The organism is Streptomyces sp. NPDC060000 (assembly GCF_042737375.1).
In the GTDB taxonomy this organism is placed as follows: Bacteria; Actinomycetota; Actinomycetes; order Streptomycetales; family Streptomycetaceae; genus Streptomyces.
The window spans coordinates 136,221-159,864 of record NZ_JBHWUU010000005.1; the positions used below are offsets into that span (position 1 = coordinate 136,221).

26 protein-coding genes are annotated in these 23,644 nt (G+C 71.6%); 14 read left to right on the forward strand and 12 right to left on the reverse strand.

Features of this window, described 5'->3' with window-relative positions:
* The first annotated feature begins 107 nt into the window (after positions 1 to 107).
* Complete coding sequence (locus tag ACFWBB_RS04990) at positions 108 to 587, forward strand: MarR family winged helix-turn-helix transcriptional regulator (RefSeq protein ID WP_385267156.1); 480 nt, start codon at positions 108 to 110, stop codon at positions 585 to 587.
* A 7-nt stretch (positions 588 to 594) separates the two neighbouring features.
* Here the strand turns inward: ACFWBB_RS04990 and ACFWBB_RS04995 are convergent, their stop codons facing one another.
* Together ACFWBB_RS04995 and ACFWBB_RS05000 are read right to left on the reverse strand one after the other, a co-directional pair.
* Positions 595 to 1,359 carry a VOC family protein gene (locus ACFWBB_RS04995; RefSeq protein ID WP_385267050.1) on the reverse strand — a complete coding sequence of 255 codons (765 nt, stop codon included), beginning with the start codon at positions 1,357 to 1,359 and terminating at the stop codon, positions 595 to 597.
* 213 nt (positions 1,360 to 1,572) lie between these two features.
* The gene (locus ACFWBB_RS05000) at positions 1,573 to 1,965 is read right to left on the reverse strand and encodes a VOC family protein (protein WP_385267053.1); all 393 of its coding nucleotides are present in this window, start codon (positions 1,963 to 1,965) and stop codon (positions 1,573 to 1,575) included.
* A 73-nt stretch (positions 1,966 to 2,038) separates the two neighbouring features.
* Here ACFWBB_RS05000 and ACFWBB_RS05005 point away from each other — a divergent pair, with 73 nt between their 5' ends.
* Entirely contained in the window at positions 2,039 to 2,578 is a 540-nt protein-coding gene (locus tag ACFWBB_RS05005; protein WP_385267055.1) for a GNAT family N-acetyltransferase, read from the forward strand.
* Positions 2,579 to 2,624: 46 nt separating this feature from the next.
* On the opposite strand, the gene ACFWBB_RS05010 is transcribed toward ACFWBB_RS05005, so the two are convergent.
* Positions 2,625 to 3,308, reverse strand: a complete 684-nt coding sequence (locus tag ACFWBB_RS05010; RefSeq protein WP_385267057.1) for a glycerophosphodiester phosphodiesterase — start codon at positions 3,306 to 3,308, stop codon at positions 2,625 to 2,627.
* A gap of 286 nt (positions 3,309 to 3,594) precedes the next feature.
* Between ACFWBB_RS05010 and ACFWBB_RS05015 the strand changes: the two genes are divergently transcribed.
* The 4 genes from ACFWBB_RS05015 (at position 3,595) to ACFWBB_RS05030 (ending at position 7,552) form a co-directional block, all read left to right on the forward strand.
* Positions 3,595 to 4,992, forward strand: a complete 1,398-nt coding sequence (locus ACFWBB_RS05015; RefSeq protein WP_385267059.1) for a DUF6421 family protein — start codon at positions 3,595 to 3,597, stop codon at positions 4,990 to 4,992.
* Positions 4,993 to 5,033: 41 nt separating this feature from the next.
* Complete coding sequence (locus ACFWBB_RS05020) at positions 5,034 to 5,780, forward strand: SDR family NAD(P)-dependent oxidoreductase (protein ID WP_385267158.1); 747 nt, start codon at positions 5,034 to 5,036, stop codon at positions 5,778 to 5,780.
* On the forward strand, positions 5,777 to 6,847 hold the full coding sequence (locus tag ACFWBB_RS05025) for a threonine aldolase family protein (RefSeq protein ID WP_385267062.1): 1,071 nt from the start codon (positions 5,777 to 5,779) through the stop codon (positions 6,845 to 6,847). Before ACFWBB_RS05020 ends, ACFWBB_RS05025 begins: the two co-directional genes overlap by 4 nt.
* Positions 6,848 to 6,958: 111 nt before the next feature.
* On the forward strand, positions 6,959 to 7,552 hold the full coding sequence (locus tag ACFWBB_RS05030) for a transglutaminase family protein (RefSeq protein ID WP_385267064.1): 594 nt from the start codon (positions 6,959 to 6,961) through the stop codon (positions 7,550 to 7,552).
* Positions 7,553 to 7,869: 317 nt separating this feature from the next.
* Here ACFWBB_RS05030 and ACFWBB_RS05035 read toward each other — a convergent pair whose 3' ends face one another.
* Positions 7,870 to 8,598: a lysophospholipid acyltransferase family protein gene (locus ACFWBB_RS05035; protein WP_385267066.1), complete on the reverse strand. Its 729-nt coding sequence runs from the start codon at positions 8,596 to 8,598 to the stop codon at positions 7,870 to 7,872.
* 188 nt (positions 8,599 to 8,786) lie between these two features.
* Positions 8,787 to 9,203: a DUF4395 domain-containing protein gene (locus ACFWBB_RS05040; RefSeq protein WP_385267069.1), complete on the reverse strand. Its 417-nt coding sequence runs from the start codon at positions 9,201 to 9,203 to the stop codon at positions 8,787 to 8,789.
* A 74-nt stretch (positions 9,204 to 9,277) separates the two neighbouring features.
* Between ACFWBB_RS05040 and ACFWBB_RS05045 the strand changes: the two genes are divergently transcribed.
* The 4 genes from ACFWBB_RS05045 (at position 9,278) to ACFWBB_RS05060 (ending at position 12,429) form a co-directional block, all read left to right on the forward strand.
* Positions 9,278 to 9,691 carry a TlpA family protein disulfide reductase gene (locus ACFWBB_RS05045; protein WP_385267072.1) on the forward strand — a complete coding sequence of 138 codons (414 nt, stop codon included), beginning with the start codon at positions 9,278 to 9,280 and terminating at the stop codon, positions 9,689 to 9,691.
* Positions 9,692 to 9,899: 208 nt separating this feature from the next.
* Complete coding sequence (locus tag ACFWBB_RS05050; protein ID WP_385267074.1) at positions 9,900 to 10,409, forward strand: flavin reductase family protein; 510 nt, start codon at positions 9,900 to 9,902, stop codon at positions 10,407 to 10,409.
* A gap of 218 nt (positions 10,410 to 10,627) precedes the next feature.
* Positions 10,628 to 11,416, forward strand: a complete 789-nt coding sequence (locus ACFWBB_RS05055) for an electron transfer flavoprotein subunit beta/FixA family protein (protein ID WP_385267077.1) — start codon at positions 10,628 to 10,630, stop codon at positions 11,414 to 11,416.
* 50 nt (positions 11,417 to 11,466) lie between these two features.
* Entirely contained in the window at positions 11,467 to 12,429 is a 963-nt protein-coding gene (locus ACFWBB_RS05060) for an electron transfer flavoprotein subunit alpha/FixB family protein (RefSeq protein ID WP_385267080.1), read from the forward strand.
* Positions 12,430 to 12,491: 62 nt separating this feature from the next.
* Here ACFWBB_RS05060 and ACFWBB_RS05065 read toward each other — a convergent pair whose 3' ends face one another.
* Positions 12,492 to 13,415, reverse strand: coding sequence for an endonuclease/exonuclease/phosphatase family protein (locus ACFWBB_RS05065; RefSeq protein ID WP_385267083.1), 924 nt, complete (start codon positions 13,413 to 13,415; stop codon positions 12,492 to 12,494).
* 184 nt (positions 13,416 to 13,599) lie between these two features.
* Between ACFWBB_RS05065 and ACFWBB_RS05070 the strand changes: the two genes are divergently transcribed.
* Positions 13,600 to 14,904, forward strand: coding sequence for a DUF6986 family protein (locus ACFWBB_RS05070; RefSeq protein WP_385267086.1), 1,305 nt, complete (start codon positions 13,600 to 13,602; stop codon positions 14,902 to 14,904).
* Between the two features lie 214 nt (positions 14,905 to 15,118).
* Here the strand turns inward: ACFWBB_RS05070 and ACFWBB_RS05075 are convergent, their stop codons facing one another.
* The 3 genes from ACFWBB_RS05075 to ACFWBB_RS05085 form a co-directional block, all read right to left on the reverse strand.
* On the reverse strand, positions 15,119 to 15,508 hold the full coding sequence (locus ACFWBB_RS05075; protein WP_385267088.1) for a VOC family protein: 390 nt from the start codon (positions 15,506 to 15,508) through the stop codon (positions 15,119 to 15,121).
* Between the two features lie 86 nt (positions 15,509 to 15,594).
* A complete protein-coding gene (locus ACFWBB_RS05080) occupies positions 15,595 to 16,332 on the reverse strand; it encodes a hypothetical protein (RefSeq protein WP_385267091.1) in 738 nt (245 codons plus the stop codon).
* Between the two features lie 7 nt (positions 16,333 to 16,339).
* Positions 16,340 to 17,377, reverse strand: coding sequence for a LacI family DNA-binding transcriptional regulator (locus ACFWBB_RS05085; protein WP_385267093.1), 1,038 nt, complete (start codon positions 17,375 to 17,377; stop codon positions 16,340 to 16,342).
* A gap of 235 nt (positions 17,378 to 17,612) precedes the next feature.
* Between ACFWBB_RS05085 and ACFWBB_RS05090 the strand changes: the two genes are divergently transcribed.
* Positions 17,613 to 18,578, forward strand: coding sequence for an ROK family protein (locus ACFWBB_RS05090; RefSeq protein ID WP_385267095.1), 966 nt, complete (start codon positions 17,613 to 17,615; stop codon positions 18,576 to 18,578).
* Between the two features lie 65 nt (positions 18,579 to 18,643).
* Here ACFWBB_RS05090 and ACFWBB_RS05095 read toward each other — a convergent pair whose 3' ends face one another.
* Positions 18,644 to 19,579, reverse strand: a complete 936-nt coding sequence (locus ACFWBB_RS05095) for an ADP-ribosylglycohydrolase family protein (RefSeq protein ID WP_385267097.1) — start codon at positions 19,577 to 19,579, stop codon at positions 18,644 to 18,646.
* Between the two features lie 118 nt (positions 19,580 to 19,697).
* On the opposite strand from ACFWBB_RS05095, the gene ACFWBB_RS05100 reads away from it, so the two are divergent.
* Both ACFWBB_RS05100 and ACFWBB_RS05105 read left to right on the forward strand, forming a co-directional pair.
* A complete protein-coding gene (locus tag ACFWBB_RS05100) occupies positions 19,698 to 19,892 on the forward strand; it encodes a hypothetical protein (protein ID WP_385267100.1) in 195 nt (64 codons plus the stop codon).
* A gap of 212 nt (positions 19,893 to 20,104) precedes the next feature.
* Positions 20,105 to 21,148: an NUDIX domain-containing protein gene (locus ACFWBB_RS05105; RefSeq protein WP_385267102.1), complete on the forward strand. Its 1,044-nt coding sequence runs from the start codon at positions 20,105 to 20,107 to the stop codon at positions 21,146 to 21,148.
* Between the two features lie 236 nt (positions 21,149 to 21,384).
* Here ACFWBB_RS05105 and ACFWBB_RS05110 read toward each other — a convergent pair whose 3' ends face one another.
* Together ACFWBB_RS05110 and ACFWBB_RS05115 are read right to left on the reverse strand one after the other, a co-directional pair.
* Positions 21,385 to 22,086 carry an MBL fold metallo-hydrolase gene (locus ACFWBB_RS05110; RefSeq protein WP_385267105.1) on the reverse strand — a complete coding sequence of 234 codons (702 nt, stop codon included), beginning with the start codon at positions 22,084 to 22,086 and terminating at the stop codon, positions 21,385 to 21,387.
* Between the two features lie 61 nt (positions 22,087 to 22,147).
* Positions 22,148 to 23,503: a dipeptidase gene (locus ACFWBB_RS05115; protein WP_385267108.1), complete on the reverse strand. Its 1,356-nt coding sequence runs from the start codon at positions 23,501 to 23,503 to the stop codon at positions 22,148 to 22,150.
* Positions 23,504 to 23,644: the final 141 nt, after the last annotated feature.

Consider the following 23,644-nt stretch of genomic DNA (forward strand, 5'->3'; position numbering starts at 1 on the left):
ACCCCGGTCCGGTCAGTGGCACCGGTCCGGACAGTGACGCCGGGTCGGCGAGTGGCGACAGGGCGGGTGTCGGTGACCCGGGGCGGAGTGACACGGTCGCCGCGGTCGTGAGGCAGTGGCAGACCGTTCGGCCCGACCTCGACACCGGCCCCATGGAGATCATCGGCCGCGTCAACCGCTGCGCCGCCCTCCTCCAGCAGGCCGAGGACGCCCCCCTGCGCCGGGCCGGCCTGAGCCGTTCCGAGTTCGACCTGCTCGGCGCGCTGCGCCGCACCGGCCATGAGCTGACCCCCGGCGAACTGGCCCGCGAGACCTTCTCCTCCGGGGCGGCCGTCACCAAGCGTCTCAAGCAGCTCACCGAGCGCGGCCTGGTGGAACGTCGCGTCGACACCCGGGACCGCCGCGTCGCCCACCTCCGCCTCACGGACGCGGGGCGTGACCTCGTCGACGGCATCATGCCCGAGCAACTCGTCTACGAGAGCGCGGTACTGTCCGCCCTGGACGACGGCCGGCAGGGCGAACTGGCGGATCTGCTGGGTGAGTTGCTGAGCCGGCTGGAGGGGCAGATGCGGGCGCTGCGGGTGTGAGCGACGGTCACCCCTCGTCTCCCGCCCGGTACACGCCGAACACGGCGCCCTGCGGGTCCCGCAGTACGGCGATCCGCGGACCGTCCGGCACCGAGGTCGGTTCCATGAGCGCGGTGCCGCCCGCGCCGACCGCCGTCCGCGTGGACGCGTCCACGTCCGCCACCGCGAAGTACGGCAGCCAGTGCGGCGGCACCTCGGGCGGGAACTTCTCGTCCATCGCGATCATGCCCCCGAAGTCCGCGCCACCGACGCCCCATTGGACGTAGTTCTCCGAGGAGCCCACGGTCCAGCCGAAGACCGTCGTGTAGAAGGTCTCCGCCCGGACGGCATCACGGGTCAGCAGCTCGACCCAGCCGAGCGAGCCGGGCGCGTTGAAGAGCCCGGCGCCCGGGAACGCCCGCGCCTGCCACAGCTGGAACGCGGCGCCGCCCGGATCGAGGGCGACCGCGAAACGACCCACGTCGAAGATGTCCATCGGGCCGACCAGCACCTTGCCGCCGGCCTCCGTGAGCAGCCGCGCGCTGACATCCGCGTCGGTGACCGCGAACGACACGTTCCAGGCGCACGGCTGGGCCTCCTGGTACAGGGGACTGAGCGCGGCGACGGCCGTGTCGCCGAGGTGCGCGACCGTGTAGCCGCCCGCCTCCTGACGTGCGTCCGTCTCCGCGCGCCAGCCGAACAGCTCCGCGTAGAACCGCTTCGCCGCCTCCAGGTCACTGGTCCCCAGCTCGGTCCAGCAGGGCCCGCCGGGCACGGGCGCTTCGAGCTTCATGGCGTTCCTTCCGAAAGGGACCCCTTCCAGCACGTTATGCCTCGGCCCGCCCCACGGCATCCGGTGGCATCCGGCGCCCGGCCCGCCCCGCGAAACCCGTCCCGGCCTGCCCTTATGTCCCTGCCCTTGTGTCCCTGCTCTGATGTCGCTTCCTGATGTCCCTGCCCGATGACCGAGATCGAGTCCCGATGGCCCCGCCACGCTCCGGCGGACTCAGATCCCGGGGCGGTACCGGATCGGATGGTCCGCCGGTACCTCGACCAGGACGATCGGTGTGCCGTCCGGATCCTCGATCCACATCTCGAGCAGTCCCCAGGGCTCCCGCACCGGCGGCCGGACGACCGCGACCCCCTCGGCACGCAGTTCGTCGTGCGCCGCCGCCACGTCCGCCACCTGGAGCCAGAGCCGTACGGCGGGATCCGGCGGTGTCTCCGAGCGGCCCGAGACCTCCAGGAAACCGCCCCCGAGGAAGTAGACGACCCCGCGCTCGGGCCCCGTTCCGAACTCGCGGTAGACGGCCAGGCCCAGCTGCTCACCGTAGAAGGTGCGGGAGCGCTCGGGATCGGCCGGGCGGAGCAGGATCCTGCTGCTGAGTACGTGCACCATGCATCCGGAGCCTACCGGCGCAGGGTCTAGGCTTCTCGTGCCCCAGCCGTGTCAGAGACCGGAGACCGTCCAGATGGACACCGCCGCCACCGCATTCACCTTCCGCGACGCCACCGACACCGACGTGGACGCACTCGTCGCCCTCATCGAGTCGGCCTACCGGGGGGATTCCAGCCGGAGCGGGTGGACGACGGAGGCGGACATCCTCCACGGGCAGCGGACCGACCCCGACGGCGTGCTCGCGGTCGTCAAGGCGCCCGACAGCCGACTGCTCACCGTCGAGCGGGACGGCCGGATCGTCGCGTGCTGCCAGCTCGAACACCGCGGCGGCCACGCCTACTTCGGCATGTTCGCCGTCAGCCCCGCGGTCCAGGGCGCAGGCCTCGGCAAGACGGTCATGGCGGAGGCCGAGCGGCAGGCCCGCGAGACCTGGGGCGTCACCGAGATGCACATGACCGTGATCTCGGTACGCGAGGACCTCATGGCCTGGTACGAGCGGCGCGGCTACCGCCGTACCGGTCGCACGACCCCGTTCCCCTACGGCGACGAGCGCTTCGGTATCCCGCAGCGCGACGACCTCGAGTTCGAGCTGCTGGTGAAGGAGCTCGTCTGACCGCCGGGACCGCTCCTGCGCCGTTGAAGTCCTGCGCCGTGAAGTCCTACGCCGTGAACCGGCCGGTGCGCCTGATCTCGGGGTAGTCGGTGGTCGCGCCGTCCAGTTCCAGGGCGCGGACGAGCCGCAGCTGGTCCTGCGTGTTGACCACCCAGCCGATGATCCGCAGGTCCCGCTTGCGGGCCTCCTCGACGATCTCCAGGGTGAGCCGGCGCAGATTGAGGCAGACCGTCGCCGCGCCGGCCTCCACGGCGCGGTCGACGATGTCGAGGCCGTAGCGGCTGCCGATGAGCGCGGTGCGCACCCCGGGGACCAGGCGGGCGATCTCGGCGACGGCCTCGTCGTGGAAGGAGGACACCTCCACGCGGTCCAGCAGGTCCCGCGCGTGCATCACCTCGGCCAGCGCCCGTGCCGCCTGCACGTCCTTGATCTCGGCCTGGAGCGGGAGCCGCACGGCGTCCAGGACCTCCTCGAACAACGGGACACGCTCCCCGCGTCCCGCGTCGAGGGTGCGCAGCTCGGCGCGCGTCCGGTCGGCGATGGGCCCGGTCCCGTCGGTCGTCCGGTCGACATCGGGGTCGTGCATGACCACCAGAGCACCGTCCTTGCTCAGGTGCAGATCGAGTTCGACGACGTCCAGGCCGGCGTGCTCCGCGGCGACGAAGGAACGCAGGGTGTTCTCGGGCTCGACACCCATGACTCCGCGGTGACCGATGGTGAGGAAGTTCAAGACACGACTCGCTTCCGTCGACGGCTGGGCCGGAGGAGCACGCAGCCTAGTGGCCCCGGGCCGACAAGGACATGCGCGTGCACCGAGGGTTCCTCTACCCGCCCAGCCCGGAGATTCGACCCGTCGGACAGGCTGTAGCGGAAGTCGTCGCTCCTCCGGTGTCCGACAGGAAAAAGTGCGGTGAAGAAGCGAGGGCGCAGGATAATTTCCCGAAGATCTACTTGCTGGAGGAATGGTCATATGCATACGGTGTCCTGACGCGAGTTTCTCCAGCGAAGGATGGGACATGACGGAAATTCTTGTGCAGGCAGCTACGGAGGAGCAGGTTCCTCCGGCGACCAGGGTGGTGGAGCACCCGGCGTGGCGCGTGCTCAAGGATGCCGTGGAGCGGATCCGGCCCTGGCAGTCGAAGGACGGATCGATCGACTTCGCGGCCGAGAGCGCACCCGGGCGCACGGACGCCGAGCAGGCCGTCCTGCGTGTGATCGAGGCCGTCGAGGAGCTGTCCCCGCTGCTCCCGCACGACGCCGACTACCACCGTGCGCTGGCCAAGGACCTGCGGGTCTGGGCCGACGGCGGTTTCGAGGTGCCCGACTTCCTCGACTCGCTGCTGGCCTTCCAGCCCGCCGCCAACCGTCGCGACGGGCTGACGCACCTGGTCGTCTTCCCGATGTACACGCAGAACGGCAACCCGGACCGCAACCTGGAAGCCGTCGTGCTGCGCATGGTCTGGCCGGAGTGGCTGGCCGAGCTGGAGCGCACCCGCTACGACAACCCGCTGTTCTGCGGCATCACCTTCGAGGACTTCACGGCCGGATACGACACCAACTCCGCCGTCCTCTTCCCGGAGACCATCGCCGTCCGCGAGGCGCCGGAACGTTTCTCCTGGGGTGGCATCTTCTGCGACCGTGAGGCCGCCCGCTTCCGCCGCGTGACCGACGCCGCCGTCGACATCCTGGGCCTCTCGCTGCCCGAGGACATCGCCGCGATGGTCCACGACCAGAAGCGCTGCGAGGAGGCCTTCGTCCTGTGGGACATGGTCCACGACCGCACCCACAGCCACGGCGATCTGCCCTTCGACCCCTTTATGATCAAGCAGCGCCAGCCGTTCTGGATGTACGGCCTGGAGGAGCTGCGCTGCGACCTCACCGCCTTCAAGGAGGCCGTGAAGCTGGAGGCCGACGGCGTCCCGCAGGCCCGTGACGTGCAGTACGCGGTCCTCTTCGACCGCATGTTCCGCTTCCCCGTCACCGGCGAGCGCGTGCGCAACTACGACGGTCTCGGCGGCCAGTTGCTCTTCGCCTACCTGCACAAGCACGACGTCGTCCGCTGGACCGACAACAAGCTGCACATCGACTGGCAGCGGGCCCCGCAGGTCACCAACGAGCTGTGCGCCGACATCGAGCGACTCTACCGGGACGGCATCGACCGACCGAAGCTCGTCCACTGGTTCGCCGGCTACGAGCTGGTCTCCACGTACCTCGCGCCGCACCCGGGTTCCAAGTGGGCCAAGGGCCCCGACGCCCTCGACCTGACCCAGCCACCCCGCAGGCTCGTGGACGACGTGCTTCCGGACGAGTTTCCGCTGAGCATGTTCTATGAGGCACTGTCCAAGAAGCTGAAGAACGTGATCGCCTCGACCAAGGGCATCACGGCGGACAGCGCCGAGCGGATCGCCGCGTGAGCGACCTGCGTACCGAGAACACTGCTCAGGAGGCGAAGACCATGGGGAACGGGGCTCTCAGCGGTGCGGTGATCGCGGTGGCCGGTGCGGGCGGGCCGGCCGGCCGGGCGGCGCTGCTCAGGCTCGCCGAGGCGGGCGCGACCGTCGTCGGCGCGGACAACGACCCCGAGCGCCTGGCGGAGGCCGTCGACGCGGCCCGCTACGGGGCCGGGGGCGCCACCGTCACCGGCGAACCGGTCGACCTGCTCGACCTGGACTCGACCCGGGACTGGGCGCTCCGCGTCGAGAAGGAGTTCGGCCGGATCGACGGAGTGGTCCACCTCGTCGGCGGCTGGCGGGGGAGCGAGACGTTCATCAAGACCAGCCTGGACGACTGGGACTTCCTGGAGCTGCTGCTCATCAAGACCGTGCAGCACACCTCGCTCGCCTTCTTCGAGGGACTCCAGCGCAGCGAGCGCGGCCGGTATGTGCTGATCAGCGCCTCCGGCGCCTCGAAGCCCACCGCGGGCAACGCCGCGTACGCCGCCGCCAAGGCCGCCGCCGAGGCCTGGACCCTCGCGCTCGCCGACGCCTTCCGCAAGGCAGGGGGCGCCGGGGGACCGACCTCCGCGGCAGCGATCCTGGTGGTGAAGGCGCTGGTGCACGAGGCGATGCGCGCCGACCGCCCCAACGCGAAGTTCGCGGGCTTCACGGACGTCAAGGACCTGGCCGAGGCCATCGCCGGGGTCTGGGAGAAGCCCGCCACCGAAGTGAACGGACAGCGTCTGTGGCTTACCGAGACGCCGTGAACCCTTCGAAGACCGACGCGCGACGCCATCACGACCCGGAGATCCGCGGTTTCGCCAGCGACAACTACGCCGGGGCCCACCCGGAGGTGATGGCCGCCCTGGCCCTGGCCAACGGCGGCCACCAGGTGGCATACGGCGAGGACGACTACACCGAGCACCTCCAGACGGTGGTCCGCAGCCACTTCGGCGCCACGGCGGAGGCCTTCCCGGTCTTCAACGGCACCGGCGCCAACGTCGTCGCGCTCCAGGCGGTCACCGACCGCTGGGGTGCGGTGATCTGCGCCGAGAGCGCCCACATCAACGTCGACGAGGGCGGCGCGCCCGAGCGGATGGGCGGCCTGAAGCTGCTCACCGTCGCGACACCCGACGGCAAGCTCACACCTGAGCTGATCGACCGGCAGGCCTGGGGGTGGGAGGACGAGCACCGCGCGATGCCGCAGGTCGTCTCGATCACCCAGAGCACGGAACTCGGCACGCTCTACACGCCCGACGAGATCCGCGCGATCTGCGACCACGCCCACGCGCACGGCATGAAGGTGCACCTGGACGGCTCCCGGATAGCCAACGCGGCGGCCTCGCTGGACGTCCCGATGCGGACGTTCACCAACGCGGCCGGCGTCGACATCCTCTCGCTCGGCGGGACGAAGAACGGCGCGCTGTTCGGCGAGGCGGTAGTCGTGGTCAACCAGGACGCCGTCCGGCACATGAAGCACCTGCGCAAGCTGTCCATGCAGCTCGCCTCCAAGATGCGCTTCGTGTCCGTGCAGTTGGAGGCCCTGCTCGCCAGGGACCTGTGGCTGCGCAACGCCCGCCACGCCAACGAGATGGCCCAGCGGCTCGCGGAGGGCGTGCGGGCCGTGCACGGCGTGGAGATCCTGTACCCCGTGCAGGTCAACGGCGTGTTCGCGCGGCTCCCGCACGACGTGAGCGAGCGCCTCCAGAAGAAGTTCCGGTTCTACTTCTGGGACGAGGCGGCGGGCGTCGTGCGCTGGATGTGCGCGTTCGACACGACCGAGGAGGACGTGGACACGTTCGTCGCCGCGGTCAAGGAGGAGATGGCCCGGTAGCGCCGACAGCGTCGCCGTACGGCATCGCCGACACATGGCCTGATGCATAGGTATGCGATCACCTGAAAAGTCATTGACTCATGGGTGATCGCTTTCCTATGCTCTCCAGCCATGGAGCTTATCCAGGAGAATCCCGACCTTTCCGCCTATCTGGCCGCTGACGAGGTCATCGACCATCACCATCCGCTGGTGCGGGAGACGGCCGCGCGCCTTGCGAAAGAAGCGGAAGACTCGTATGCCTATGCACGTCTCGCCTTCGACTTCGTCCGCGACACCGTTTCCCACTCGCAGGACGCCGGCGACCCGCGCGTGACCTGGCGCGCCTCGGACGTACTGGCGCAGGGGACGGGCATCTGTCACGCCAAGGCGCACGCGCTGACCGCGCTGCTGCGGGCCGAGGACATCCCGACCGCGCTGTGCTACCAGCGGTTCGCACACGACGGCGGTGACGGTCACGTCGTGCACGGACTCGTCGCCGTGCGCTTCAACGGGGCCTGGCACCGCCAGGATCCACGCGGCAACAAGCCGGGCGTGGACGCGCGGTTCTCCCTGGACGGCGAGCAACTGGCCTTCCTCCCCGACCCCGGGGCGGGCGAGCTGGACTACCCCGGCCTCTACGCCGCACCGCACCCGGCCGTCCTCGGCGCGCTGCGTACCGCCCCCGACCGGCCGCATCTGTGGAAGATCCTCCCCACCGCACTGTGAGCACCCCGGCCTGTCGCGGTCGCCGACCACCCCGGCGGGCCTGATCGGAGGAGAGGGCCGAGAGGCCGGCGCCGGTGCGACCGGGGAGCCGGGGCGGGGCGTTCCGCCCGAGCCGGGCGGTTCTCCAAGGCCCCGGCCAGCGGCGCGATCACCAGTGGCGCGACGCGCAACGGCGGCAGCGCGTCGGGGGTCGTGCGCCGCGCTTCCGCTACGGCCGGGAGCCGGCCGCCGCCGCTCGCGCGGGGACGCGGCAACGGGCCCCGGCAGGCGAACCGGCCGGGGACGACTGCGGGGGCTTCGAGGCGGGCGGACCCGCGTCAGCGCGCCTCGGCCTCGCGGACCTGCTCCGGCGTGGGAGCCGTGCCGCCCAGGTGGGCCGGCATCCACCAGGTGTCGTTCGCGTCCTTCGGGCGGACGGGGTAGGCGCGCTGAGCGGCCTCCAGCAGCTCCTGGACGCGCTCGCGCAGCTGCCGGGTGATCGCTCCGGCGTACTTGTCGCGGGAGGCCTCCATGGCCTCGCCGACGCGAATGGTGACCGGGGTGTGGCTGCGCTTGAAGTTGCGCGGGTGACCCTTGGTCCACAGCCGCTGTGTGCCCCACAGGGCCACCGGGATCAGCGGGACGCCGGCCTCCTGGGCCATCCGGGCCGCGCCCGACTTGAAACTCTTGAGCGTGAACGACTGCGAGATCGTGGCCTCGGGGAAGACCCCGATGATCTCGCCCGAGCGCAGCGACTCGAGTGCGTGCGCGTAGGCCGTCTCGCCCTGGTTGCGGTCCACCGGGATGTGCTTCATGCCGCGCATCAGCGGACCCGAGATCCGGTGGCGGAAGACGGACTCCTTCGCCATGAAACGAACGAGACGTTTCTGCGGGAGCGCTGCCAGACCGTCGAAGATGAAGTCGAGGTAGCTGATGTGATTGCTCACCAGCACGGCACCACCCGAGCGCGGGATGTTCTCCGACCCCTTGCAGTCGATCTTGAGATCCCAGGCCTTGAACAAGGTCTGTGCGAGGCCGACGACGGGGCGGTAGACAAGCTCTGCCATGGGCGTGGCGAACCCTTCCTTCTCTTTGCCGGGGATGCCTCCCGGCGGCAAAGTTACGCAGCCGTAGGTTTACGGCATCTCGCAGATCGTGCCCGAAGAACGGCCGGGGAGCCAGCCCTGGTGCCCGGGAACGGCGAGATCCTCGTCACTTCAACCCCCTTGATCCACCTCGGGCTTTTACGCCGCCTTTACTCCGCCCGTACCGCGACCCGGCGTACGAGCAGGTACATCTCGCATCCGAGGCAGTACCCGAAAGCAGCATTGAGGAAGGCGGCCGCCAGTGCCGCCCCGGTCGCCGCGAGGCCGAGCCAGCCGGGACCGAGCGTCAGCCCGACGAGGCCGACACCCGCGAACAGCAGGCCCACCGCCTGTGCGAACCGCGGCGGCTCCGGCGCCTCGAACTCGGTCGGCGGCCCGATCCGCGGCCGCACGGCCCTGCGGAACACCCAGCCGTACGGCGACCGCCCGACTCCGCCCGCCGCGCCGAGCGCGAACGCCAGGGTCTGCCACGCCAGCAGCCAGGCGCTGCCGGTGATCAGCACGACCGCGAGCACCACGGTCGTCACGGCGGCTCCGAAGCGCGGGCCCCTCGCATCAATGTCCATGAATCAAGCATTCCGCAACGGAAAGCATTCCTGGGGCGGGAATCTTTGCAGTCTCGTGAACGCTGGAGGCTCTGATGACCGGACTGGTGGTGTGCGTGGTGGTGCTCGCGGCGGCGAGCGCCTACGGAGTGCTGCAACGACGGCGGAGCGGGAGGGTGCGGGTGCGCGGGCGTGACGACGGCAAACGGCTCGGAGCGGACCGGCTCGGCGGCGAACTCGGTGAACGGGCCACGCTCGTGCAGTTCTCCAGCGCCTTCTGCGCGCCCTGCCGGGCGACCCGCCGGGTCCTCGGCGAGGTGGCCGGCGTGGTCCCCGGGGTCACCCACATCGAGATCGACGCCGAGGCGCGCCTGGACCTCGTCCGCGACCTCGACATCCTCAAGACCCCGACCGTCCTGGTGCTCGACGCCGACGGTCACATCGTCCGGCGCGCCACCGGCCAGCCCCGCAAGGCGGACGTCATCGCCGCCCTGGGGGAGGCTGTGTGATCCGCCGTCGGGGGGCGGTGAGGCGTCTCCCGGATGCCGGGACGTACTTGACTGTGCGCACCGACCATCGTCAGCCTGACCGTATGCCTGAGGAACTCCTGCTCCACGGCCGGGTCCACGTCGACCTGGTCCGTACCGCGAGCGCGCGCTGTCCGGTCCGTTGAGCACCCACGGCCCAGCTCACCACCTCTCGCAGAAGGACCACTCCATGACGGCCACGCCCGGCCTCGGCTCCCCGCACCTGGCCTCTCCCGATCTTCTGCGCTCAGTCTTCCGGCGGCATGCCGCGGGGGTCGCCGTGATCACCGCCCCCGGCGAGAGCGGCCCGGTCGGCTTCACCGCCACCTCGCTCAGCTCCGTCTCCGCGGAACCCCCGATGCTCTCCTTCGGTATCGGGACCGGCGCCTCCAGCTGGCCGGCGCTGTCCCGGGCCACGCACGTGGGCGTCCACATACTCGGCGAGCACCAGCAGGCGCTGGCCGCCACCTTCGCGAGGAGCGGGGCGGACCGCTTCGGGGCGCCGACCGCGTGGCGCGAGGGTCCGCAGGGCGTTCCCGTCCTCGACGAGGTGCTCGCGTGGCTGGTGTGCCGTGTCGTCACGCGCGTGCCGGCGGGGGACCACCGCATCGTGCTGGCCGAGGTGGTCCTGGGCGACCCGGAGGGTGTGGGCCGCCCCTTGCTCTACCACCAGGGGCGGTTCACCGCTCTGCGGGATTGATCACCCCCGGCGCTCCCGCGAAGTCGTCGGATTCCGATTACGCTGCGTTGCAAAGGTCACAGTTCAAAGCGCTTGCTCAGCGGGAACGAACTGGGTGTACTGGCGAGTAATATTTCGGTCGGAGCGCGGGCCGCCCCGTACCGGGATCGGCCGCTTGTGGCGCCTATGCTGCCTGGAAGAAGGCAGCCGAGAACTGACGATGCAGTAGGAGAGCCGGCGTGAGCTTGAGGATCGTTGTCACTGTGAAGTACGTGCCCGACGCCACTGGCGACCGGCACTTCGCCGATGACCTGACCGTCGACCGGGACGACGTGGACGGTCTGCTCTCCGAGCTCGACGAGTACGCGGTCGAGCAGGCGCTGCAGATCTCCGAGAACTCCGACGACGACGTGGAGATCACCGTCCTGACGGTGGGCCCCGAGGACGCCAAGGACGCGCTCCGCAAGGCCCTCTCCATGGGCGCCGACAAGGCGATCCACGTCGAGGACGACGACCTGCACGGTACCGACGCCATCGGCACCTCTCTCGTGCTGGCCAAGGCGATCGAGAAGGCCGGCTACGACCTGGTCATCTCCGGTCTGGCCTCCACCGACGGCACCATGGGCGTCGTCCCGGCCCTGCTGGCCGAGCGCCTGGGCGTCCCGCAGGTCACCCTGCTCTCCGAGGTCTCCGTCGAGGACGGCACCGTCAAGGGCCGCCGGGACGGCGACGCCGCCTCCGAGCAGCTCGAGGCCTCCCTGCCGGCCGTCGTGTCGGTCACCGACCAGTCGGGCGAGGCGCGTTACCCCTCGTTCAAGGGCATCATGGCGGCCAAGAAGAAGCCGGTTCAGTCCTGGGACCTGTCGGACCTGGACCTGGAGGCCGAGGAGGTCGGCCTCGAGGGTGCCTGGACCGCGGTCGACAGCGCCACCCAGCGTCCCGCCCGCACCGCGGGCACGATCGTCAAGGACGAGGGCGAGGGCGGCAAGCAGCTCGCCGAGTTCCTCGCGGGCCAGAAGTTCATCTAAAGGCCCTTCGCCGACCGCCCCTCAACTTCGTTTCGCAGGAGAGCAATCCCATGGCTGAAGTCCTCGTCTACGTCGACCACGTGGACGGTGCCGTCCGCAAGCCCACCCTCGAGCTGCTGACCCTGGCCCGCCGCATCGGCGAGCCGGTCGCCGTGGCCCTCGGCGCGGGCGCCGAGAACACCGCCGCCGCGCTGGCCGAGCACGGCGCCGTCAAGGTGCTGACCCACGACGCGTCCGAGTACGCCGACTACCTGGTCGTACCGAAGGTCGACGCCCTTCAGGCCGCCGTCGCCGCCGTGTCGCCGGCCGCCGTGCTGGTCCCGTCCTCCGCCGAGGGCAAGGAGATCGCCGCCCGCCTCGCGCTGCGCATCGGCTCCGGCATCATCACCGACGCCGTCGACCTCGAGGCCGGCGACGAGGGCCCGGTGGCCACCCAGTCGGTGTTCGCCGCGTCCTTCACCACCAAGTCCCGCGTCTCCAAGGGCATCCCGGTCGTCACCGTGAAGCCGAACTCGGCCGCCGTCGAGGCCGCCCCGGCCGCCGGTGCCGTCGAGTCCCTCGCGGTGACCTTCTCCGCGCAGGCGACCGGTACCAAGGTCACCGGCCGCACGCCGCGTGAGTCGACCGGCCGCCCCGAGCTGACCGAGGCCGCGATCGTGGTCTCCGGCGGCCGCGGCGTCAACGGCGCCGAGAACTTCGGACTCATCGAGTCCCTCGCCGACTCCCTCGGCGCGGCCGTCGGCGCCTCCCGCGCGGCCGTCGACGCCGGCTGGTACCCGCACACCAACCAGGTCGGACAGACCGGCAAGTCCGTCTCGCCGCAGCTCTACATCGCCAACGGCATCTCCGGCGCCATCCAGCACCGCGCCGGTATGCAGACCTCGAAGACCATCGTGGCCGTCAACAAGGACGCCGAGGCCCCGATCTTCGACCTCGTCGACTACGGCGTCGTCGGCGACCTCTTCGACGTCGTGCCGCAGCTCACCGAGGAGATCAACACCCGCAAGGGCTGATCACCCGGCGGTCGCAGGACTGTCCGAGGCCCCCATGACCGCTCGGTCACGGGGGCCTCGGCTCATTTCGGGCCCAAGGACGCCCGTACCGGCAGATGATCGCTCGGGTACTGGCCGTTCACGGTGAAGGGGTCGGTCCACTCGCGGTGGACCTCGAAACCGGGTGTCGCCAGGATCCAGTCGATGCGGTCCCCGCCCGGTATCAGCGGCCGGTACCCGTGGAAGGTGGCATACGCCCCGCCACGCGCGCGTGCCGTGTCCCAGGTGTCGACCAGGCCGGCGGCCAGCAGCGTGTCGTAGACCGGATTGACGTGTGCGACGGCGTTGAAGTCACCGGTCAGCAGCAGGGGCAGCGCGGGGTCCAGCCGGGCGATCCGCGCCGCGATCAGTGAGGCGGACCGCATGCGCGCGTACTGGCTCGCGTTGTCGAGATGGGTGTTGAGGACGTAGAACTGCCGCCCCGCCGCCCGCAGATCACGGAAGCGGACCCAGGTGACCATGCGGGGGTGGGCTCCGCCCCAGGTGTTGGAGCCACGCACCTCGGGGGTGTCGGAGAGCCAGAAGTGCGCGTGCCCGGCCGGGGCGAGCCGGCGCGTGTCGTAGAAGACGGCCATCGCCTCGTCGTCGCCCACGCCACGGCTGGTCCCGATCCACTCGTAGTGCGGCCCGAGGTCGGCCTCGATGTCCCGCAGCTGCTGCGGCCGGCCCTCCTGGGTGCCGATGACGTGCGGGGCCGCCCGGCGCAGCAGCGCGCGCATCACCGGGCGGCGGTCCGCCCAGCTGTTGGGCTCCTCGGCGGATGCGAAGCGCAGGTTGAACGTCATGACCTCCAGCGGGGTCACGGGGGCCGGCCGGAGTGTTCCGCGCGGCCGGCTCTCGTGCTGTGCGGCCGAGGCCCGCACCATGCCGAGCAGGGGGACGGCTGCCACGGCGGCCACCACGGTTCTCAGCCCCGCCCGGCGGGTCGGCCCACTGCTGCCCGTCATGTGCTCCCCTTTGTCTCGTGAGCCAGGATGAAGGTGTGAGCCCCCGGTACGGAAGAGGGCCCGGGTGCGGAGCGGTACGGGAGGGGCCACGCCCTGGGCAGGGTGTTGACCAGTCGGAATCCGCACAGATAACTTCGCTGTACGGAGTATTGATTCCGTACAGCGGAAAACTGGAGGATGTGGAATGGGCCAGGGCCAACAGGAGACCGTCGCGACGAGCCTCGCGGGCACCGTCAGCGAGAAGATCAGCGCCTCCCTCGCCCCCGTCGACGCCGAACTGGACCGCCGCTACCCCGGCGACCCCGGCACCCGCCAGCCCGTCCACACCGTCTACGTCCCCGGCGACGCCTTCGACGCCGACACGATCCGCTCCTGGGGCGACAGGGCCCTCGCCGCCCTCGACGAGCACGCCCCCGACGCCGCTTCCTTCGCCGCCTGCCTCGGCCTCTCCGACGACCTGGCCGAGCCCGTGTACGCGCGCGTGCGGGCCAAACTGGAGCGTGAGCCCATCGAGGACCTGCGCGTCGACTTCGAGGACGGCTACGGCCCCCGTCCCGACGCCGAGGAGGACGAGACGGCCGCCCGGGCGGCCCGGCTGATCGCGGAGGCGGGCGCGAAGGGCACCGCGGCCCCGTACATGGGCATCCGCATGAAGTGCATGGAGGCCGCGGTACGCGACCGGGGCATCCGTACCCTCGACATCTTCCTCACCGGCCTGATGGAGAACGGCGGTCTCCCCGACGGCCTGGTCCTGACCCTCCCGAAGGTGACGTATCCGGAGCAGGTCACCGCGATGGTCCGGCTCCTGGAGGCCTTCGAGAGGGCGCGTGGGCTCGACGCCGGACGGCTCGGTTTCGAGATCCAGATCGAGACCAGCCAGGCCATCCTCGCCACGGACGGCACCGCGACGGTCGCCCGCATGATCCAGGCGGCCCGCGGCCGGGCCACCGGCCTCCACTACGGCACCTTCGACTACAGCGCCTGCCTCGGCGTCTCCGCCGCCTATCAGGCCGCCGACCACCCCGTCGCCGACCATGCCAAGGCGATCATGCAGGTCGCGGCGGCCGGCACCGGGGTACGTGTCTCGGACGGCTCCACCAACATCCTGCCGGTCGGCCCGACCGAGCGGGTCCACGAGGCCTGGCGCCTGCACTACGGCCTGACCCGGCGCGCCCTGTCCCGCGCCTACTACCAGGGCTGGGACATGCACCCCGGCCACATTCCCACCCGCTACGCGGCCGTCTTCGCCTTCTACCGGGAGGGCTTCGCCCAGGCCGCCGAGCGGCTCGCGCGGTACGCCGACCGGGCCGGCGGCGACGTGATGGACGAGCCCGCGACCGCCAAGGCTCTCAGCGGCTACCTGCTGCGCGGTCTGGACTGCGGCGCTCTCGACCTCGCCGAGGTGACCGGCACGGCCGGACTCACCCGGGCGGCCCTGGAGGGCTTCGCGGCGCCTCGGCGAGGCGATCTGACGGTCTCCGCGCAGTAGCGCCCGAGGCGGGGCGGTCGCGGGGGCGCCCCTGCGGCGGGCCGGTCCCCGGCTTCCCCGCTTCCCCGGCACCGCGCCCGATGCCCGCCTCCTCTCCCGAGGAGGCGCCGGGCGCGGGGGCGGAGCGTCCTCGCCGAGGACCGGCACCGCTTGTCGGTACCGTGCGGCCCTGCCCCACCGGACTCCGCTCAGCGGTGACCACCGCTGCGGGACACTACTGCTGAGGGATCGCGTACGGGCGCGTGATGATCTCCATGCCGTGCCCGGCGGGATCCATGAAGTACACGCCCCGGCCGCCGTGGTGATGGTTGATCTCGCCCGGTCGCCTGCCGTGCGGATCGGCGAAGTACGTGATCCCCGCCCGCTCGATCCGGTCGAAGGCCGCGTCGAACTCCTCGTCCGAGACGAGGAACGCGTAGTGCTGCGTGACGATCGACTCCGCCGGGACGGCGGCGAAGTCCAGGGTGACCCCGTTGCTGGTGGCCACCGGGACGAACGGACCCCACTCGGCCCCGACTTCGAGTCCCAGGATGTGGGCGAGGAACTCGGCGGACTCCCGGTTGTCGCGGGAGTGGATGATGGTGTGGTTCAACTCGACTGACATGTGTGGAATGCCTCCGTAAGGCAAACTCACGGGCACCTCCATGCCTCACCCGGCCGGTGACCGACACGCGACGCCGTTCGATCACCTTAACCGACGTGCAGGTGTTCCAGGCCGGACGCGGTCACCAGCTTCTCTTCCGCGAACAGTCGGGTGCCTTGCTCGCACCGCCGCGCGTCGGCCCGGGCGCGGGCGCAGAACTCCTCCGGGGTCTCTCCGAAAAGCAGTCGCAACGGCGGCGAGGACAGCAGGAGTTCGGTGATCAGGGCGCGCTGCCCGGGGTGGCGGCGCGGGATGCCGTCGCCGTTGTGCAGCACTCCATGATGATTCACGTACGCGAACGCATCAAGGAGGGGCTCCCCGTTCTCCAGCGCCACCCGGAAGCCCGGCGTGGGCAGCAGGACCCGGTCGTAGTTCGGCTCCGTCGCGTCCACCAGCGCCAGTTGTTCCGCGTCCAGCCAGATGACGAACAACTCCCTTGTGACGGCGGGGGCGTGGACGGGGGACGCGGACACGTACCCGGCACGGCTGACATGCGCCGAGACGCCGATGTCGATGCCCGTCACCCGGGCCCGCACCATTGGGATGGGCGAGGAGACCCCGAACTCGGCCATCTTGTGCCGTAGTTGGGCCGGGCTGGCATTGGAGCCGACGGCCACGACCGGCGTGCGGCCGGGATGCGTCAGCCGGTCCAGCGGCAGCAGTTCGTCCCCGTCGAGCAGTCCGGACCGTGCGGGCCAGGCACCGGGATAGCTCAGCGGGTGGTCGCGCGGCGCGTCGGCCAGGCCCAGCGCCTGAAGCGTGCGGTGCTCGTGACGGGCGTCCACGGGTGCCTCAGTCGGCCGGCGGCAGCTCGCCCGAGCCGCGCCTGACGAGCCGGGTCGGCAGTTCGATGCGTTCGGGTGTGATCAGGGTGCCGTCCAGCTGCCCGAACAGGCGCTCGGCGGCGGTACGGCCGAGCGTGGCCGCGTCCTGGGCGATCACGGTGACCCCCGGCTGCAGCAGGTCGGCGAGCTCCAGGTCGTCGAAGGCCACCAGGGCGACCCGGCGGGTCCGCTCGGCGAGCACCCGGATCACCGTGACCGTCACCCGGTTGTTGCCGGAGAAGATCGCCGTGACCGGTGCGGGCCCGGACAGCATCTCCTCGGCCGCACGCCGCACCCGCAGGGGATCGGTGGCGCCCAGCGACATCCAGGCGTCCTCGACCGGTATGCCCGCGTCCTCCATCGCCGTGCGGTAACCACGCAGACGCTCGGCGGCGGTGTGGATACGGGGCATGTCGCCGATGAATCCGATCCGGCGGTGCCCGTGCGCCACGAGATGGGTCACGCCCTCATGGGCGCCGCCGAAATTGTCCGACAGGACGCAGTCGGCGTCGATCTGCCCGGCCGGCCGGTCGACGAACACCGTGGCGACACCCGCCTTGATCTCGGGCTCCAGATACCGGTGGTCGTCACCGGCCGGGATCACCACCAGGCCGTCCACCCGGCGTGCGCACAGGGCCAGCGCCAGTTCCTGCTCCCGGTCCGGGTCCTCGGCGCTGGAGCCGTTGATGAGCAGCGCGCCGTGGGCCCGGGCGATCTCCTCCACCGCGCGGCTGAGCGGTCCGTAGAACGGGTCGGCGAGGTCCTCCAGAACCAGACCTATGCTGGCCGTGCTCCCCTTGCGCAGCACGCGGGCGCTGTCGTTGCGGCGGAAGCCGAGCGCGTCGATGGCCTCCTGGACCCGGCGTTCCGTCTCGGGTGTGACCCCCGGCTCGCCGTTCACCACGCGCGAGACCGTCTTGAGGCCGACTCCGGCACGCGCGGCGACGTCCTTCATGGTGGGACGGTTGCCGTAACGGCTCTCGGGCCGGCGCTGCGTCTCGGGCACGATGCTGTGTCCTGTCCTGTCGTCCACGGGAGGTCGGCCATGCACGCCGTCCGCGCAATGTCGCGCACGGGGGGTGCGTGGGCCCCAGGGTTGTATGAGGATGTGGCGTCGAGCATAGAGCCTGGACAACGTTGTCAGATGCGGGAGACACTGTCCACCGCAATCTCCGGCCCGCGTCCTCCGACCGCTGGACCGGCCAGCTCTTTTCCTTGGTGGACCGGGAGAACCCAGACTGATGCACACCGACCTAGTGGCCGCGCTCGACATCGGCGGCACCAAGATCGCCGGAGCGCTGGTGGACGGCGACGGCACGATCCTGGCCCGCGCGCAGCGCCCCACGCCCGCACGGGAGCAGGGCGACACCGTCATGCGGGCCGTCGAGGAGGCGCTGGCGGAGCTGACCGCGTCACCGCTGTGGGGACGGGTGCACGCCGTAGGCATCGGCAGCGCGGGCCCCGTGGACGCCTCGGCGGGCACGGTCAGCCCGGTGAACGTGCCCGGCTGGCGTGACTATCCGCTGGTCGACCGGGTCCGGGCGGCGACCGGGAACCTTCCGGTCGAGCTCATCGGCGACGGCGTCGCGATCACGGCGGCCGAACACTGGCAGGGCGCCGCCCGTGGCCACGACAACGCGCTGTGCATGGTGGTCTCCACCGGCGTCGGCGGCGGTCTGGTCCTGGGCGGCCGGCTGCACCCGGGCCCCACCGGCAACGCCGGACACATCGGCCACATCAGCGTCGAACTCGACGGTGACCCGTGTCCGTGCGGCGGTCGCGGCTGCGTGGAACGCATCGCCAGCGGTCCCCACATCGCCCGTCGGGCCGTGGAGAACGGCTGGCTGCCCGGCCCCGACGGCGACACCTCCGCGGCCGCGGTGGCCGCCGCCGCCCGCGCGGGCGACCCGGTCGCCGTGGCCTCCTTCGAACGGGCCGCCCAGGCCCTGGCCGCCGGGATCGCGGCCACGGCGACCCTCGTCGAGATCGACATCGCCGTGATCGGCGGGGGCGTCGGCAAGGCGGGCGAGGTGCTCTTCACCCCCCTGCGCCGGGCGCTCCGCGACTACGCGACCCTCTCCTTCGTCCAGCGCCTGACCGTGACGCCCGCGCAGATGGGCACGGACGCGGGACTGGTGGGCGCGGCCGCGGCAGCGCTGGCGAGGAGGACGGGGGCCGGGGCGGGAGCCACGGCAGCGGGCGTCTGACGCGGGGCCGCCCGCTCGGAGGACCGTTCCGGCACCGAGGTGTGGGTGTGGGTGCGGGGCGGCGGTCAGTCGGTGGTCCGGCGGGCTGCCGTGACGGCCTCCCAGCCGGTCCAGGTGGGGATGTCCTCGCGGGCCCGGCGCCAGGGGGCGGGGATGTCGTCCGTGCCGGTCCGGGACGCGACGACGCCGCCGACGATGGCGCAGGTCGTGTCGCGGTCGCCCCACCCGCCCACGGTCTGCCACAGAGCCTCGGGCAGATCGTCGAGGTGCCCCGCGGCGGACCAGAGGGCGAACGGCACCGTGTCCGGAGCCGAGATCAGAGTCCCCGAACCCAGCACGGCCGCCGCGTGGCGCACCGAGGCACGCTCGGGGAGGCTCGCGGCCACCAGCAGCCCGGAGCGGACGTCGCTGTCCGGCAGGGACGAGGCGACCTCCCGCAGGAACGCGGCCCGCGCAGGGGCACCCCGGCCCGCGCCCGCCGCCGCCAGCGCGGCGGCGACCGCCACGGCCACCGCGCCCGCGACCGCCTCCGGGTGGGCATGGGTGGCCAGCGCGGACAGCCGCGCCTGCTCGCGGGCCGCCGAGAGGTCGTCCCGGAACCAGGCTCCCAGCGGCGCGACCCGCATCGCGGCGCCGTTGCCGTACGAACCCTGTCCGCCGAACTGTCCCGTCGTCACCGCCCGCCAGTCCTCGCCCTCGCCGATGTGCCGCAGCACCCGGTGCATGGACGGGCCGTACTTGCGGCCCGGGTCGCGGCGGTACTCGGCGGCGAACTCCCGGGCCAGGTCGCCCGGCCGGACCTCTCCGTGCTCCGTGAGGTGGGCGAACAGGACGAAGGCCATCGCCGAGTCGTCCGTCCACGGCCACGGCGCGGGACGCGGCTCCCGCGCCGCCCACAGCTCCTCGGCGGGCTCGTCGGAGCGGGTGAACCAGCTGTCGCCGAAGGCGTCGCCCGTCACGAGACCGTCCAGACTGGCGTGGGCATGCTGCGGGCCGATCATGGCGAAGCTCCTCTGAACCGTCGTCGACCCCGGCATTCTCGCCGCAGGCCGGCCGATCACGCGCGCGGATTACCGGGTGACGCGTGACCCCGTACCCGTTGACGCCGTTGATCCCCGCATGAAGAAGCGCAGCATGCTCGCCATCGCCTCCCTCGCCACCGGCTTCGTCGTCGCGGCGATCACCCCCTCGCACGGTCTGGCCGCCGAGGACCTCGACGGCCAGACCGTGGGCGACACCATCAGCACGCTCGACCACACCATCGCCGGCGACAGCCTGGCCGTCGAAGACAGCGCCCTGGGGCAGAACGACTGACGGACCAGGGCGAGGACCTGGGACCTGGACCTGGAGCAGAACCCGGACCAGGGCCAGGACCCGGACCAGACAGGGACAGTGAACGCCGGGGCGCCGGCGCCCCACCGCGCGGGGTGCCGGCGCCCCGGCGCCCGTGCGCCCTCAACGGGAACTGGTTTCCGTGGCAGGGTGGAGCGGGCAAGCCACAGGGGGCCAACAGAAGAGGGGGAACCGTGACCGTCGTCTGGATCAACGGCGCGTTCGGTGCGGGGAAGACCACCACCGCACGGGAATTGATCGACCTGATCCCGAACAGCACACTCTTCGACCCCGAGATCATCGGCGGAGCGCTCCCGCACCTGCTGCCGCCCAAACGTCTCGCCGAGGTGGGCGACTTCCAGGACCTGCCGATGTGGCGACGGCTCGTGATCGACACGGCGGCCGCGCTCCTCGCCGAGCTGGGCGGGACCCTCGTCGTCCCCATGACGCTGCTGCGCCAGGACTACCGCGACGAGATCTTCGGCGGTCTCGCCGCCCGCCGGATCTCCGTCCGGCATGTCCTCCTCGCTCCGGGGGAAACGATCCTGCGCAAGCGAATAGCCGACCGGGAGGTCCCCCCGGACCTCCCCGACGGCGAGATACGGATCAGGCAGTGGTCGTACGACCACATCGAGCCCTACCACGCCGCCCTCGCCTCCTGGCTCACCGCCGACGCCCATCCCGTCGACAACGGAGCCCTCACTCCGCACCAGACGGCCGCCCGGATCGCCGAGGCCGTCGGCAGCGGCACCGTGGCCGCGTGCGACATCGTGCAGACCCCCGAGCCCACGGCCGAGACCGTGGCCGCCGGGGTGCTCCTCTTCGACGAGCAGGACCGGGTGCTGCTCGTGGACCCGACGTACAAGCCCGGCTGGGAGTTCCCCGGCGGGGTGGTGGAGCCCGGCGAGGCCCCCGCGCGTGCGGGCGTGCGCGAGGTTGAGGAGGAGACCGGGATCCGGCTGGTCGACGTACCCCGGCTGCTGGTCGTCGACTGGGAACGGCCGGTGGCTCCCGCCTACGGAGGACTGCGCCTCCTCTTCGACGGCGGACGGCTCGACTCCGCGGCCGTGTCGGGGCTGCTGCTGCCCGGTCCCGAACTGCGGGCCTGGCGGTTCGTCACGGAGGAGGAGGCGGCCGGTCTCCTGCCGCCGGTCCGCTACGAGCGACTGCGCTGGGCGTTGCGGGCCCGCGAGCGCGGGGCGGCGCTGTACCTGGAGGCGGGCACGCCCACCGAGTGAGCGCCGCTACCGGGACGCGGCCCGCCGCAGCGCCCCCGCAGGCCGGCTGTCCGCCCGGAACCGCCGCTCGGAACGCCTCAGCACCTCTGTCACCGGGCTGAGGGCCGACGAGCGCGGCGGCTCCGTCCGGAGATGCCCTCGGGTCGCGGAGCCTCGGCGAACGCGCGCACGACGAACGCGCGTTCCGCACCGCCTTGCTCGACCGCACTGCGGGGCGCGGCGGTTGTCGGCGGCCTTCAGATGTCCGCCGCCCTTCGCAGAACCGCGGACGCCCGTCGGGTCACCGGGTCGCCATGGCCGAAGCAGGCCATGTCGGCGTCCAGGGCGGCCAGTCGGCGGAAGGAGGCGAGAGCCAGCGGTCGGTCCAGATGGAAGACGCCCGGCAGCACCGTGCCGTCGACGGGCGAGGCGGCGGCGGAGTCCCCGGTGAACAGAACCCCGTGCGCAGGGAGTTGGACTGCGATACTGCCGTGCGTGTGTCCGGGCACATGCACCACCCGGGCACCGTCACCGAACCCCAGGACGGTTCCGTCGCCCACCTCGGTGATCCGGTCGGGTCGCACGAACTCCCCCTGAGGCAGGTGCTGTTGTGCGGCGGAGTGCAGGGGGCGCTCCCAGTCCTCCAGCACCGGTGGAGGTCCGGGGACTTCGCCGCGCAGTACGGACGCCTCCGCCGCGTGCGCCAGGATCTCCGACCCCGCGAGCGCCGCGAACTCGGCCGCACCGCCCGCGTGATCCTCGTGGAAGTGGGTCAGGACGATCCGTCGTACGGCCCCGGGGGTATGCCCCAGGGCCGTGACCGCCGCCGCGAGGGCCGCGCCGGAGCCGGGTGGCCCGGCGTCGACGAGCGTCAACTCATCGCCGTCACACCAGAGATAGGCCTGTCCGACGGGGAAGCGCAGGAGGTGGAGCCGGGGGAGGAGTTCGACGACGTCCATGGGACGACCGTAGAGCGGGCCCCGCCCGGTGGGCGAGGCCCTCTGCCGACGGCAGAGCGGCTCAGTCGGCCGCGTAGTTCCGCAGGAACAGGGCCTCCGCCACCGACAGCCGCTCCAGCTCCTCGGGGGACACGCTCTCGTCCACCGCGTGGATCTGCGCCTCCGGCTCGCTCAGGCCGATGAGAAGGATCTCCGCCTGCGGGTAGAGAGCGGCCAGCGTGTTGCACAGGGGGATGGAACCACCCTGCCCCGCGTACTGCATGTCCTGTCCGGGGTAGGCGATCGACATCGCGTCGGCCATCGCCGCGTACGCCGGGCTGGTGGTGTCGGCGCTGAACGCCTGGCCCTGGCCGATCTGCTCGGTGCTCACGCGCGCGCCCCACGGCGTGTGCGCCTCCACGTGGGCCTGGAGCAGCTTTGTCGCCTCGACCGCGTCCACACCCGGCGGAACCCGCAGGCTGATCACCGCGCGGGCGCTCGCCTGCACGGACGGGGTGGCGCCGACGACCGGCGGGCAGTCGATGCCCAGCACGGTGACGGCGGGACGGGCCCAGATGCGGTCGGCGACCGTGCCGGAACCGATCAGCCCGACGCCGTCCATGACCTTGGCGTCCTTGCGGAACTGCGCCTCGTCGTACTGCAGGCCGTCCCAGTGCGTGCCGTCGGTGAGGCCGTCGACGGTCGTGGAGCCGTCCTCGGCGCGCAGCGAGTCCAGCACGCGGATCAGCGCGCCCAGCGCGTCGGGCGCGGCCCCGCCGAACTGGCCCGAGTGCAGATTGCCCTCGAGGGTGTCGATCCGCACCCGCATCATGGTCATACCGCGCAGGGTGGAGGTCACGGTCGGCAGGCCGACCCGGAAGTTGCCCGCGTCGCCGATGACGATGGTGTCGGCCGCCAGCAGGTCGGGGTGCTGCTCGGCATACCGCTCCAGACCGCCGGTGCCCTGCTCCTCGGAGCCCTCCACGATCACCTTCACACCGACCGGGACGCCTCCGTTCGCCTTGAGGGCGCGCAGCGCGAGCAGGTGCATGATGACGCCGCCCTTGCAGTCGGCGCTGCCCCGGCCGTACCAGCGGCCGTCGCGCTCCGTCAGCTCGAAGGGCGGGGTGGTCCAGGCGGCCTCGTCCAGCGGCGGCTGCACGTCGTAGTGGGCGTAGAGCAGCACCGTCCTGGCTCCGGCGGGGCCCGGCAGGTAGCCGTACACCGACTGGGTGCCGTCCGGGGTGTCGAGCAGGGCCACCTCCTGGAAGCCCTCGGCGCGCAGGGCGTCCGCGATCCAGTTCGCGGCGGCCTCGCTCTCGCTCCTGGGGAACTGGTCGAAGTCCGCCACCGACTTGAAGGCCACCAGCTCGGTGAGCTCCGCCCGTGCCCTGGGCAGTAGTGAGGCGACGGTCTCGGCGACCGAATTCGACGACATGGGCACGCTCCTTGTGGGTGCGACGTTGTACTGGTGTGTACTGGTCCGTACGGGTGACCGTGCGAGCGTACGCGCCTGCCGGGACGGGGGGCGCCCACGCCGCCGATCCTCCCACGGCGGACCGTGGCGATCTCCGCCGTA

Bases quoted from the DNA above. Each gene is read 5' to 3' on its own strand.
- ACFWBB_RS05045 (WP_385267072.1), top strand. From the start codon at position 9,278: ATGACCGGACTGGTGGTGTGCGTGGTGGTGCTCGCGGCGGCGAGCGCC.
- ACFWBB_RS05090 (WP_385267095.1), top strand. From the start codon at position 17,613: ATGCACACCGACCTAGTGGCCGCGCTCGACATCGGCGGCACCAAGATC.
- ACFWBB_RS05115 (WP_385267108.1), bottom strand. From the start codon at position 23,503: ATGTCGTCGAATTCGGTCGCCGAGACCGTCGCCTCACTACTGCCCAGG.
- ACFWBB_RS05015 (WP_385267059.1), top strand. From the start codon at position 3,595: ATGACGGAAATTCTTGTGCAGGCAGCTACGGAGGAGCAGGTTCCTCCG.
- ACFWBB_RS05100 (WP_385267100.1), top strand. From the start codon at position 19,698: ATGAAGAAGCGCAGCATGCTCGCCATCGCCTCCCTCGCCACCGGCTTC.
- ACFWBB_RS05035 (WP_385267066.1), bottom strand. From the start codon at position 8,598: ATGGCAGAGCTTGTCTACCGCCCCGTCGTCGGCCTCGCACAGACCTTG.
- ACFWBB_RS05070 (WP_385267086.1), top strand. From the start codon at position 13,600: ATGGGCCAGGGCCAACAGGAGACCGTCGCGACGAGCCTCGCGGGCACC.
- ACFWBB_RS05020 (WP_385267158.1), top strand. From the start codon at position 5,034: ATGGGGAACGGGGCTCTCAGCGGTGCGGTGATCGCGGTGGCCGGTGCG.
- ACFWBB_RS05110 (WP_385267105.1), bottom strand. From the start codon at position 22,086: ATGGACGTCGTCGAACTCCTCCCCCGGCTCCACCTCCTGCGCTTCCCC.
- ACFWBB_RS05075 (WP_385267088.1), bottom strand. From the start codon at position 15,508: ATGTCAGTCGAGTTGAACCACACCATCATCCACTCCCGCGACAACCGG.
- ACFWBB_RS05040 (WP_385267069.1), bottom strand. From the start codon at position 9,203: ATGGACATTGATGCGAGGGGCCCGCGCTTCGGAGCCGCCGTGACGACC.
- ACFWBB_RS04995 (WP_385267050.1), bottom strand. From the start codon at position 1,359: ATGAAGCTCGAAGCGCCCGTGCCCGGCGGGCCCTGCTGGACCGAGCTG.
- ACFWBB_RS05060 (WP_385267080.1), top strand. From the start codon at position 11,467: ATGGCTGAAGTCCTCGTCTACGTCGACCACGTGGACGGTGCCGTCCGC.
- ACFWBB_RS05065 (WP_385267083.1), bottom strand. From the start codon at position 13,415: ATGACGGGCAGCAGTGGGCCGACCCGCCGGGCGGGGCTGAGAACCGTG.
- ACFWBB_RS05050 (WP_385267074.1), top strand. From the start codon at position 9,900: ATGACGGCCACGCCCGGCCTCGGCTCCCCGCACCTGGCCTCTCCCGAT.
- ACFWBB_RS05005 (WP_385267055.1), top strand. From the start codon at position 2,039: ATGGACACCGCCGCCACCGCATTCACCTTCCGCGACGCCACCGACACC.
- ACFWBB_RS05030 (WP_385267064.1), top strand. From the start codon at position 6,959: ATGGAGCTTATCCAGGAGAATCCCGACCTTTCCGCCTATCTGGCCGCT.
- ACFWBB_RS05000 (WP_385267053.1), bottom strand. From the start codon at position 1,965: ATGGTGCACGTACTCAGCAGCAGGATCCTGCTCCGCCCGGCCGATCCC.
- ACFWBB_RS05095 (WP_385267097.1), bottom strand. From the start codon at position 19,579: ATGATCGGCCCGCAGCATGCCCACGCCAGTCTGGACGGTCTCGTGACG.